Raw genomic sequence first — 12,409 nt, 5'->3', positions numbered from 1 at the left:
TAAAAAATAAGGGGGGGAAGATGTATGATTGTTGGTACGGGGACAGATATTCAAACGATAAGTGCCGTTGCCAAAATGGTTGAACGCACACCACGCACCGTGAACGCTATCTTAACTGAACGTGAACGCGAAATTTATAATCAACGTCGTGGTAAACGACAGACTGCGTTTCTAGCGGGACGCTTTTCAGTTAAAGAAGCGTATAGCAAAGCCTTAGGTACAGGTATTAGCCAAGGTGTTGGCTTTCAAGATATTGAAGTTTTAGTTGGGGAGCATGGCGAACCGATCGTTACGAAAGGTCCCCAACATGATCAATTATCCGTACATATTTCAATTTCGCATACTGGTGATTTAGTACATAGTTTAGTTATATTGGAGCAAAAAATGTCAGATACACAAACAGCTTTACCGGTCGCACGTCATCGACCAGCTTGGCTTGAAATTTCAGGGGAAGCCTTAAAACATAATATTGACTATATTCGTGAATTAACAGGAACCAAACGATTTTGTGCAGTTGTAAAAGCTAATGCATATGGTCATGGTCTAGAACAGGTTGTACCAATCATGCAGGCTGCCAACGTTGATCAGTTTGCGGTTGCGGTGATGGATGAAGGCATCTGGTTACGTCAATTTGGGGTAACTGAGCCAGTGATGGTTTTGGGATTGACGCCTGTGCAGTATGTTGCGGAAATCGTGGATAATCAGTTGACGGTACCTGTTAGTAGTGTTGCCTGGCTGAAAGAAGCCTTGCGCTTACTGCCACAAGGGGCCCAATTACATGTTTCCGTACCTGTTGACACTGGTATGGGACGGATTGGTATTCGAGATCGAAAAGAATTAACTGAGGTGATTCAACTTATTAATGCGAATACTAATATTATCTTCGATTCGATTTGGACGCATTTTTCAACTGCCGATACAACAAATACGGCGTATTTTGACCAACAGTTGACGAAGTGGCATGAATTAATTGATGACCAAGCTATTCCAGAAACCAACATCCGTCATTTAGCGAACTCAGGAACTTCCTTGTGGCACGCGTTACCAAGCCATGACATGATTCGAGTTGGTGCAGGGATGTACGGCTTTGATTCCTCACAAGGGACTTTGCCAAATCGCGACTTACGACCAGTGATGCAACTAAAGGCAGAATTAGTTTATGTTAAACAAGTGCCAGCGGGAAATAGTATTTCGTATGGGGCAACGTATACGACGAGCACTGATGAGTGGATTGGAACTTTGCCAATTGGTTATGCTGATGGTTATCCACGTTCGATGCAAGGGATGACAGCTTTGCTACCAGATGGACGCGAGATTGAAATTGTCGGACGAATTGCAATGGATCAGTGTATGGTACGTTTGCCAGAGGCATTGCCGGTTGGGACGGTAGTGACCTTGCTTGGTCGAGTCGGTGATTGTGAAATTACGTTAGATGACTTGGCACAACAAGCGCAAACCATTCCATATGAAATTGCGACCAGTATGGCACCACGGTTGCCACGCCAAATTGTTGATTAGGAGTAGAGATGGGAAAGCAAGTTGAGATTAAACGTGGTGATATTTTTTTTGCAGAGTTATCACCAGTAGTCGGATCTGAACAGGGGGGACAACGCCCCGTTGTGATTGTTCAAAATGATGTTGGTAACCACCATGCACCAACGGTGATTATGGTACCGATTACAGCACAAATTGATAAGCCAAAATTACCGACTCATGTTGGATTGCCATCAGAAATTTCAAATACTGGTATCAATCGAGATTCGGTCATATTAGGCGAACAAGTCCGCACGATTGATAAGCGGCGTTTGCAAGATAGAATTGGTGAAATTCCAAGCGAAGTTGTTGCGCAACTTGATCAAGCTTTGCAAATTAGTTTGGGATTAGCGTAAATAAAAAAGGCATTGGGTGAGTTATCCAATGCCTTTTCGTCTTAAAAAGTGAGGGTAAACATGGAAGAAAAAGAGTGGCAGATTGAATCAGATCGGTTAAATCGGGTTGTTGATGAAATTGAGACACAATTAGTCGGGGCACAAGCTGACTATGAACAAGCCCATGCTGAAACATTTGCAGTGGAATCAAATTATGGCGCTAACACCTCAATTAATACCATTGAAGAAGATGACACCATGGAGACCAACGCAGAAATCCAGCAACAACGAAACATTGTGGCGCGGGTGACTGAAACAGAACAAATCATGGAAAAGATTGTGACAACCCTGCATACGTTGGAGGCGAGCCCTTATTTTGGTCGTGTTGACATTATTGAAGACGGTGATCCTGAAACGTTGTACATTGGTTTAGCTTCACTGCAGGATAGTGACAACGATTTTTTGATTAATGATTGGCGGGCGCCGATTAGCGGGGTATACTACAACGGATCACTAGGTCCAGTGACTTACCCAACGCCGATGGGTGACCAGCAAGCTGAATTAACTAAAAAGCGTCAATATACCATTGAAGGTCGTGACATTATTAATATGTTTGATACCGATGTCACGATTGGGGATGAGATGTTGCAATATGCGTTAGGCCAACAAAATGACCAAACAATGCACAATATTGTGGCAACGATTCAACAAGAGCAAAACCAAATTATTCGTGACACCACTAGCGATTTGATGGTAGTTCAAGGGGTTGCTGGGTCAGGGAAAACGTCAGCAATTCTGCAACGAATTGCTTTTCTATTGTTCCACGCCCGCGAAAACTTAAATTCCGATCAAATTGTGCTGTTTTCTCCGAACCGTCTTTTCTCAAGTTATATTGCGGATGTTTTGCCTTCCTTAGGTGAGCGTAATATGCGTCAGGTGACGATGAGTGAGTTCTTGAGTGCCCGTTTGCAAGGGTTAACGGTGCAGACTCTGTTTAATCAATACGAACAAGATCAACATCAGCCTCAAGCAATTCGACAACAGTTGCAAACGGCTATGGAAAGCGCTGAACTCAAAGATGCCTTGCAGGCCTACTTGGCACAATTAGCACCTGATCAAGTGCAATTTACAGATGTTTATTTTAATGGTGAAAAATGGTTCACGCAAACTGAATTTGCGGACTATTTTGCTCAATTACCAGCTGCCTATTCAGTTATGGGTCGGATGCAGCAAACCAAAAAACATTTTATGGAACTGTTGCAAAATCAAATGGTTGAACTCCGCCAAGCCGATTGGGTATTGGATGCACTGAATCAGTTAGATGACACGCAATATCACCAGTTATTGAATGAGGACGATGATGTTGAGGCTTTCAGTGAAGCAGATGTTGATTTAGATGCAACCCTAGACCAAGTTGCTGGGGCCTATCTAACACAGACGCTGCAGCCACTGGATGATGCGCTATATAATACACAGTTTATTGATGTCTATCGGCAATTCTCTGATTTCTTAGCGTATTTAGCAGAAACAGCCTTCGCCGGAATTGATGGAAAATGGTGGTTAACCAAGCAACAACGCTTTGAAAATCAAGTTGAGCAACATCAAATCGATTATGAAGATGCCGTGCCACTACTATTTTTGCGAGATTTGATGACTGGAAGTGGGACGAATCAATTCATGCAATATGTTTTCGTTGATGAAATGCAAGACTATGCGATGATTCAAATGCTCTACCTGAAACACGCCTTTCCAAATGCCAAATTCACATTACTAGGAGATGCTGAACAAGCGCTCTTTAGAGCCGTACAAACGCCTGAGGAACTTATGCAAGCCTATGCTGATGCTTTTCAAGTGAAGCAACGCCGGTTGATTAAATTAAATAAATCATATCGATCAACGCAACAAATCATGAACTTTGCTAAAGCACTCCTACCTGATGGAGATAGTATTCAAACGTTCCAACGGCTAGGTGAAAAACCAACATTAAAGCAAACGACGTCTGTTGAGGTAGCTGATGCTTTGACGCAAACTTTGGATCGGCTCCTTAATACACAGCAAACGGTCGCAATCTTGACCAAGACGCAGGACCAAGCAGAAGTTGTGAGTGCTTTCTTAGACCAAAATAATCGACCACACCAGTTATTAAATGCTGATGATCGTAATTGGACGTCAAATGTCTTAGTGTTGCCAATATACTTAGCGAAGGGGTTGGAATTTGATGCGGTGATTGGTTATGATGTGTCGCAAGAAAACTACCCTGATGAAACGTCAACCGGCCTACTTTATACATTGGCCTCACGAGCCATGCACGAATTAGCTTTAATAAGTGTGGGTCCGGTTACGCAACTGATTACAAAAGTGGCAGATACGCTAACTTTTCTTGAATAAGGTTGGACGATGGTTGTTATCCATACAAAATAATTTTACAATGGATAAGACATAACAGTTACGTATTAGAAAATAAAGCATAAGGGATGAAAACATGGCAGAAAAAAAAGTACTAATTACAGGTGATCGCCCCACTGGTAAATTACACATTGGGCACTATGTCGGTTCGTTAAAGACCCGTGTAGAAATGCAAAATTCCGGTGAGTATGATCCATACATTATGATTGCCGATAAACAAGCCTTTACTGATAATGCACGGGATCCTGAAAAGATTCAAAATTCATTGCTTGAAGTGGCCTTGGATTACTTGGCAGTTGGGCTAGATCCTAAGAAATCAACGATTTTTGTACAAACAGCCGTACCAGAATTGTCAGAATTAACAGAATATTTTATGAATTTGGTTTCAGTGGCACGTTTGCAACGTAACCCAACCGTTAAGTCTGAAATCCAACAAAAAGGATTTGGTGAAAGTATCCCAGCGGGATTCTTTAACTATCCTGTTTCTCAAGCAGCAGATATTGCGATGTTTAAGGGTCAAGTTGTTCCAGTTGGTGATGATCAAGAACCAATGTTGGAACAAACGCGTGAGATTGTCCGTTCATTTAACAATGCGTATGGTGCAGATATCTTAGTTGAACCAGAGGGGGTCTTTCCGCCTAAGGGTCAAGGACGTTTGCCAGGATTAGATGGTAATGCCAAGATGTCTAAGTCATTGGATAACTGCATCTACTTGAGTGATGATGAAGAAACATTATGGAATCGTGTCCGTTCAATGTACACTGATCCAGAGCATATTCAAGTGGCTGATCCAGGTCACGTTGAGGGGAACATGGTCTTTACTTATCTAGACGTCTTTGATCCAGATAAGGCTCAAGTTGAAACATTAAAGGATCAATATCGCGCTGGTGGTTTGGGTGATATGAAGATTAAAAAGTATCTATTTGAAGTATTAAACGCCGAACTAGCACCAATTCGTGATCGACGTGAAATGTTTGCGCAAGATCGACCAGCCGTTTTGCAAATGCTTGCTGAAGGTTCAGAACAAGCGCGAATTAAGGCAGATCAAACCATGCATGAAGTGCGTGATGCCATGGGCATTAATTACTGGGGCTAAAAAGAGGTAAAAGATGAGTTACTTAGCGGTCATTGATTTAGGATCAAACTCAACACGATTAGTGGTTGAGGAATTGAATGAAGATGGGCAATTCACTGAAATTAAGCGACGTAAGTTAGATACGCGTTTAGCACAGGGAATGGACCAAAACGGTGGTGCCTTAACTGAAGCAGCTATGGACCGTGTCTTAGAAGCTTTGACGATTTTTAAGCAGGAGTATGAACGTTATCCTGACATTGAATTAGAAGGAATTGCCACTGCCGCTGTTCGTGAAGCAACCAATCAAGATGATTTTTTGCAACGGGTGTACGATGTGACAGGAATTGATGTGCGAGTTCTATCAGGTGATCAAGAAGCCTATTATGATTATTTGGGTGCAATGTGTGCGTTAGATGTTGATAATGCTTGGCTTCTTGATACAGGTGGTGCGAGTGTTGAATTAGTTGGCATTGAAGAACGCATGGCAGCTAACTTTATTAGTTTGCCTTTTGGTGCCGTCAATTTAGCTGAAAAGTTTCATCTTAATGATCCAATGATTAGTGACCAAAATTTAGTAGCAGCTTCTGATTATGTGACTGACCAATATGAGCGGTTACCTTGGATTGCTGAAGCTGATAGTACGGATGCTCTGCCGATTATTTTATTGGGCGGTGCAAATCGTTCATTGGCACGTTTGAATCAAATGCGTAAAGGCTTTGATGTCAAAAAAGATTTCCATGGTTATCGCATGTCAACAGCGGAGGTATTGGAAACATTTACTGAACTGGTGCATGCGACGCGTTCTGAGCGAGAAGCAGCCCTAGGCGCAGAAGCGAATCGGGCGGACATTATCGTCAGTGGGTTATTGCCCTTAGTGACGTTGATTCAGGAAACTGGAGCCAAAGAGGTGATTTTCTCTGCTTCTGGTGTTCGTGAAGGACTGTTACAGGAATATCGGATGTCTTTGAACTAACCAAAAGCGTGATGACTATCAGGTCATCACGCTTTTTGATTTGCAAAGGAAACTAATTTTATCGCCTTAAAATGGTATAATGAAATTATATAGAATAGAGAATTTGGAGATAACACCATGGTCAAACAAATTACTGAGGACATTTTAAATGAGGTCATTGTTAAACGGCCGGCTGATAGTTATAAGGGCGATTTTGGTCGAGTTCTTTTAATTGGTGGTGACAAACAATATGGTGGGGCGATTACCATGGCTGCTCAAGCTGCTGTATCTTCAGGCGCTGGATTGGTGACAGTAGCCTCTGATGCCGTTAATCGAACAGCATTGCATAGTCGTGTCCCTGAGGCGATGTTTGTCGACTGGACTGATTTGGACGTCTTAATGGAACAAATAGATAAAAGTGACGTTGTTTTAATGGGATCGGGCATGGGGTTAACAGACTATGCGGTTTCTTTGGTCAAGCGCGTTTTAATGCAGATGAACGCCAAACAGGTATTAGTTGCTGATGGGTCAGCCTTGACGATTGTGGCAAATGAACACTTGAGTTTTCCGCGGGACACATATACTGTAATTACGCCCCATCAAATGGAATGGGCACGTCTCAGTAATATTCAATTGAACTATCAAGATGAAATTGAATTGAATGATGTCCAGCGATCGATGTTAAATGTCGATGTTCTGGTCCTTAAGCAACATCACACCATGATTTATAATAACGAGGGACAACAACAAATCATGGTTGGCGGACCATATCAGTCAATCGGTGGTATGGGTGACGTTTTGGCAGGAATTGTTGCCGCTTTTGTTGGCCAATTTAAGCTAAGTCTATCACACACGGTGCAAGCCGCGGTTTATGCGCACTCAGCTTTGGCTGAGCAAATGGCAGGTTACAACTATGTTGTCCGACCATCACTGTTAGCTGATGGTATGGCGAACTTCATGGGACGTTATCAAAGTAATCTTGATTAATCAGGCGCTACCCAGCGCGCAAATTAAAAAAATAGCGTATAATAGTGAGCAAGATGTGAAAAATGGAGGACTGAGAATAATGGTTAAAGCAACAGAATGGTTAGCAAAGTCATTAACGTACGAAAATGACTTATTGGCTGATTTGGAAGATATGATGATGATTAAGTCTGTCCGTGACGATGCGGCAGCAACTGAAGATGCGCCTTTGGGACCTGGACCAAAAGCAGCTTTGGAAAAGTTCTTGGAAATTGCTGAACGCGACGGTTTCCGTACAGGTAACTACCACAATTTAGTTGCCTATGCTGAATTGGGACCTGAGGATGCAGAAGAATCAGTTGCCATCATTGGTCACTTGGACGTCATGCCAGCCGGTGATGGTTGGACTAAGGATCCATGGACACCCGTTATTGAAGATGGTCGTCTATATGGACGTGGTTCTTCTGATGATAAGGGACCTTCATTTGCTGGATACTATGCTCTAAAGATGCTTAAAGATATGGAAGTGCCTTTGAAGCGTAAGTTGGTCTTCATCGTTGGAATTGACGAAGAATCTGACTGGACTGGTATGGATGATTTCTTTGAAGCCTACGGTGAACCTACAATGGGATTCTCACCGGATGCAGAATTCCCAATTATTAACGGTGAAAAGGGTAACGGATCTACTGTTGTTCGTTTTGCTGGAAATAACGAAGGAACAACACGTCTAATTTCATTCTCTGCTGGTGAACGACCAAACATGGTTCCTGGTGTTGCTAAGGCGGTTGTTGAAACTGAAGATCCTGAAGCGCTTGTTGCTCAAATGGACAAGTATCTTGCACAAGAATCACGTGTTAAGGGTGAAGCAGAAGTGAATGATAACCGTGTTGACTTTACTTTCTTCGGACACCAAGTTCACGGTGCGTCACCGGAAACTGGTGAAAACGCGGGAACTTATTTAGCTAACTTCTTGAAGGAAGCTGATTTTGGTGGCAATGCGCAAGGATTCCTAGATTTCCTTGGTGGTACATTGCATGATGATACAACTGGAACTAAGGTTGGTATTGCAACGCACGATGATTTGATGGGTGATCTATCAATGAACGTGGGTATCCAACGCTTTACCGACGGTGAAGATGGCTTTGTTGACATCAACATCCGTTACCCACAGAACATTACAGCTGATGATATTGAAGCAAAGATCAGTGCAGCTATTCCAACGAACTTTGCCGCTACTGCTGCTAATGAAGGTCACGCCATGGTACCGCACTACGTACCTGGTGATGATCCACTTGTCTCAACATTGCTTGATGTTTACCGTGATCACACTGGTTTACCTGCGGGTGAACGTGTTATCGGTGGGGGAACATTTGGTCGCTTGTTGAAGCGTGGCGTTGCCTTTGGTGCTATGTTTGAAGGTGTTCCTGATACAATGCACCAAGCTGACGAATTCTTCCCAGTCGCTGATTTGACACGTGCCATGGCTATTTTTGCCAATGCTATGTACGAATTAGCAAACAACTAAACACCTTTTAAATGAATTGGTCTGGCAGACTTTTTTGGAAATTCCGAAAAGTTTTCCAGACCAATTTTTATTTTGCGCTTGAGATGGCGAGTTCGTGAGAGGGGATAATGTTATAATTTTAGTTAGGATTGCGGTTGCTAGACGCAGCTCGTCCAAATAATGCTAAAATATAAAGTATGTCAAATTGATAATCACGAATAAAAATGATTCCGAAATAAAGGAGTAACCATGAAAATAGACACAAAGTTTGCCAAATTAAGTTTGACCATGGGTGCCCTCATGCTCGGTGTTCTGATGATCGGCTCACGCACGCAGGCAGATCAAAATCAGGGCATCATCCAAGAAAAAGCTTTATCGAAACCTTATGTCGTATACGGGGCGGGAGCGGTTCAAAAAACCCAAGTAGCTCAGACTTTAGGTATTAATGACAACTATCAAAAGCTTGTCACACAAGTGAGCGATGCTAAGTATCTGGGACTAACTCAATTGAAAAAATCCGATATGGTGGCTTCGGTCTCAGTTGCCCCAGCTAAAGATAATACTGGTAACTTGGTTAATATTGAAAATTTTGAAGGTGATAAAAATATTACGCATGTCTTTGCGCAAGAGTACGCCATGGCAGCAACCCTAGGTGGGGCTAAGGACTTGATTATGACGTTTACTTCCGATAAGCGTGTTCTCGGTACCGATGGTTTGGTGGGTGTTTATCAGGCGCTAGCTGATGATGGCGCACCACTGGACCCAACGAATACGGCAGCAGCTAATCGGGTGATGGAGGCGACAATCAATGGGATTGCGCCGAACAATATGAATGATCGCTATATTGGTAAATTGACGTCAGCGATTACCATGACTGCGGGAGAATTGGCTAAACGCCGACAAACGGGCGATACGATTGATATTAATGTTGTCTATAATCAACTAACGGTTAATTTAGAACAACGTGATATTCGTAATGACGTTTCAGATGATCAAATGAACCAACTATCAATGGCTTTGCAACAATATAACCAGGCACCAATTTCAGGGGCAAAATCAATTGTTTCACGTACAAGTGCGCTGTCTGATAAATTAACTAAAACAACAAATAACAAGATGGCTGGTGCGAGTGATTTTAAAAATGAAGACGATGCGCATAATGCCTCAAACTGGTTTGTTTCAAATATTTGGAATCCATTGATTCAATTTTTGCGTGGCAATTAAAGACTTCGAGCAGGTATGAGGGGGCACGGTTTTGAAACTAGATGCAGAAAAAATTGAAGCGGAATTACCTGACTTCAATGTCAATGTATTCGATGTTATTTCATCAACGAATACCATCGCCAAACAACAAATACAGCAGGCTTCAGATAAACAACAACTTGTGCCAGGCTTAGTTGTTGCAAATGAACAAACGGCAGGTTATGGACGACAAGATCGTGCCTTCTATTCTCCAGCTGATGTTGGTATCTACATGACGGTAATGACACAAGTAACGACGCAGCAGTGGCAACATCCAGAAACCTTAACCTTAAACACCGCGGTTGCAATTCAAAAAGTTATCCAGTCCGAGCTCGGGATTTCATTGGGCATTAAGTGGGTAAATGATCTTTATTTGCATGAGCGTAAGGTAGTTGGTATTTTGGTGGAAACAGTGCAACCCCCAACTAACGGAAATCTAGGGTTTGTCGTGATTGGTATGGGTATCAACTTACAAGCACGTGATATTCCAGCGCAACTGCAAACAAAAATGGGTGGGTTAACAACGGACTCAGTTGATCGTGAACGCCTCATCAGTCAACTGAGTCAGGCATGTCTGGCTGCGATTCAAATAGACTTTTCGCAATTACGCCAACAGTACTTGCAAAATTGTTTCATTTCACAAGAAGAGGTCACGCTTCAACATGGACATGATTCGATCATAGGAAAAGTCGTGGATGTCGATGATTATGGACGGATTGTCCTAGCGACGCAGTACGGTCGTCAGGCATATAACGCAGGTGAAATCACCAAGGTCAATTTAAGCTAACGGAGAGAAAAACATGAAAGTTCGAGAACTCACATTAGCGGCGATGTTTGCCGCCATTATCAGTATCATTGCCCCATTCTCAATTCCAATGGGGATGGTCCCAATTAGCATGCAAACATTAATTGTGCCACTAATTGCCAGTATTACAACGACTCGAATTGCGCTCCTTTCAGTCGGTGGGTATCTAGCGATTGGCTTAATGGGATTACCTGTTTTTGCAGGATTTCATGGCGGCTTAGCGAGTTTTGTAGCACCTACCGGGGGGTATTTGTTGGCAATGCTCGTATTTCCATTAGTGATTAGTCCGCTGATGATGCGATATCAAACGACGACAATGTTGGTCCTTAGTAATGGGCTTGCAGCCGTGCTTCAACTGGCTTTGGGGACGATTTGGTTAGGGTTTGCGGCACATTTATCAATGTCAGTGGCTTTATCGACAGGATTTTTAGCCTTTCTTATGCCACTCGTGATTAAATTGATTTTGGTCGTTCTTTTAGCTCTAGGTGTGAAGCACTTGGTGCATCTGCCAATCGGCTAATACTGGCCAGTGAGATTGAGGAGAAACTATTTTGAAACGTAAAGTCTTTGTTGTCACAGGAAATACTGGAACAGGTAAAACGTCTGTGACAAAATACTTAAATGAATTCTATGAAATGCCCAAAGTAGTGACGCATACAACGCGTCAACCACGTGCAGGTGAAATGGATCAGGTTGATTATTATTTTGAATCACATGATACTTTCGCCCAAAACCATTATCTTGAACAGGTGACCTATGACGGAAATCAATATGGGTCTTCTAGAGAGGGGTTAGAACGTGCGTTCGAGAAAAATCCATTGATTACGATTGTCCTAGACACACAAGGGGCAGCCACATATCTAGAGGAATTACCGGCCGATGAAGTCGTTGTTATTTATTTAACTGTTTCAAAAGAACATGATCTCTATCAACGTCTGGTTAAACGTGGAGATGATGTTCAAAAAATTCATGAACGTCTATCGAGTGAAGAATACGTACGAGATACACAGATTCCAGAGAATTTACAAGCACAGGCCCATGTTGTTGAAAATGATGACTGGGAAGAAACCAAAAACAAGATTGATGCCATTGTGCAAGCATCCATCCAAAATGATTAAAGATTAAGTAATTTTGGGGGAGTTAACATGACTTATCGAACACCACCTTTTGTCACACCAGTGGCATTAGTGTCGATTATCCTAGCGTTAAGTGCCGGAAATGCTGTTGTTAATGTGACGACGAATACACATAATGGGGGACCAACACGTGTGCAAGTCGCTTCAAGTAAAAAAGTGAGTGAGTCACGTGAAAAGGTCAGTGAGTCAAAAAAGAAAGCTAGTGAAGCATCGGCCAGTGAAGATAAAGCAACGACTGAACAAGCAGGGGACACGAGTGCGACAAATGCTGATGAGACCAAACGAGAGTCAACGTCGTCGGCATCTAGTTCCGTAACAGAAAATTCTGACTCAACATCAGACACTTCTTCTGAAACTAGTTCATCAACCGCAGATACGTCTTCTGGGTCAACATCAAATACCACGCCATCTGAAGCCTCTGCAACATCGACTAGCAATGGACAAAGGGGGAATTAAGG

General features: G+C 42.6%; 12 protein-coding genes. All 12 read left to right on the top strand.

What is annotated here, in order from left to right; all coding sequences use genetic code 11:
• Nucleotides 1-24 precede the first annotated feature (24 nt).
• The 12 genes from alr to IV50_RS06295 all read left to right on the top strand — a co-directional run bounded on the left by alr (nucleotide 25) and on the right by IV50_RS06295 (nucleotide 12,407).
• On the top strand, nucleotides 25-1,518 hold the full coding sequence (gene alr, locus IV50_RS06350) for an alanine racemase (protein ID WP_057746746.1): 1,494 nt from the start codon (nucleotides 25-27) through the stop codon (nucleotides 1,516-1,518).
• An 8-nt stretch (nucleotides 1,519-1,526) separates the two neighbouring features.
• Complete coding sequence (locus tag IV50_RS06345) at nucleotides 1,527-1,889, top strand: type II toxin-antitoxin system PemK/MazF family toxin (protein WP_057746744.1); 363 nt, start codon at nucleotides 1,527-1,529, stop codon at nucleotides 1,887-1,889.
• Nucleotides 1,890-1,949: 60 nt separating this feature from the next.
• Entirely contained in the window at nucleotides 1,950-4,256 is a 2,307-nt protein-coding gene (gene helD / locus IV50_RS06340) for an RNA polymerase recycling motor HelD (protein WP_057746741.1), read from the top strand.
• Nucleotides 4,257-4,350: 94 nt separating this feature from the next.
• On the top strand, nucleotides 4,351-5,370 hold the full coding sequence (gene trpS, locus IV50_RS06335; protein ID WP_057746738.1) for a tryptophan--tRNA ligase: 1,020 nt from the start codon (nucleotides 4,351-4,353) through the stop codon (nucleotides 5,368-5,370).
• A gap of 13 nt (nucleotides 5,371-5,383) precedes the next feature.
• Nucleotides 5,384-6,322 (top strand): Ppx/GppA phosphatase family protein, encoded by a 939-nt coding sequence (locus IV50_RS06330; RefSeq protein WP_057746735.1) that lies wholly within the window; start codon nucleotides 5,384-5,386, stop codon nucleotides 6,320-6,322.
• A gap of 117 nt (nucleotides 6,323-6,439) precedes the next feature.
• Nucleotides 6,440-7,288 carry an NAD(P)H-hydrate dehydratase gene (locus tag IV50_RS06325; protein WP_057746732.1) on the top strand — a complete coding sequence of 283 codons (849 nt, stop codon included), beginning with the start codon at nucleotides 6,440-6,442 and terminating at the stop codon, nucleotides 7,286-7,288.
• Between the two features lie 79 nt (nucleotides 7,289-7,367).
• On the top strand, nucleotides 7,368-8,789 hold the full coding sequence (gene pepV, locus IV50_RS06320) for a dipeptidase PepV (RefSeq protein ID WP_057746730.1): 1,422 nt from the start codon (nucleotides 7,368-7,370) through the stop codon (nucleotides 8,787-8,789).
• A 228-nt stretch (nucleotides 8,790-9,017) separates the two neighbouring features.
• Nucleotides 9,018-9,992, top strand: coding sequence for a DUF1002 domain-containing protein (locus tag IV50_RS06315; RefSeq protein WP_057746727.1), 975 nt, complete (start codon nucleotides 9,018-9,020; stop codon nucleotides 9,990-9,992).
• 31 nt (nucleotides 9,993-10,023) lie between these two features.
• Nucleotides 10,024-10,797 carry a biotin--[acetyl-CoA-carboxylase] ligase gene (locus IV50_RS06310; protein ID WP_057746725.1) on the top strand — a complete coding sequence of 258 codons (774 nt, stop codon included), beginning with the start codon at nucleotides 10,024-10,026 and terminating at the stop codon, nucleotides 10,795-10,797.
• A gap of 13 nt (nucleotides 10,798-10,810) precedes the next feature.
• Entirely contained in the window at nucleotides 10,811-11,335 is a 525-nt protein-coding gene (locus IV50_RS06305) for a biotin transporter BioY (protein WP_057746722.1), read from the top strand.
• 28 nt (nucleotides 11,336-11,363) lie between these two features.
• Nucleotides 11,364-11,933, top strand: coding sequence for a guanylate kinase (locus tag IV50_RS06300; protein ID WP_162259506.1), 570 nt, complete (start codon nucleotides 11,364-11,366; stop codon nucleotides 11,931-11,933).
• A 27-nt stretch (nucleotides 11,934-11,960) separates the two neighbouring features.
• Complete coding sequence (locus tag IV50_RS06295) at nucleotides 11,961-12,407, top strand: hypothetical protein (RefSeq protein WP_057746716.1); 447 nt, start codon at nucleotides 11,961-11,963, stop codon at nucleotides 12,405-12,407.
• The last annotated feature ends 2 nt before the right edge of the window (nucleotides 12,408-12,409 follow it).

The sequence above is a fragment of the Weissella viridescens genome, from assembly GCF_001437355.1.
In the GTDB taxonomy this organism is placed as follows: domain Bacteria; phylum Bacillota; class Bacilli; order Lactobacillales; family Lactobacillaceae; genus Weissella; species Weissella viridescens.
The sequence above is the reverse complement of the archived record's forward strand: the minus strand, read 5'-3'. Positions and strand labels throughout refer to the sequence as shown.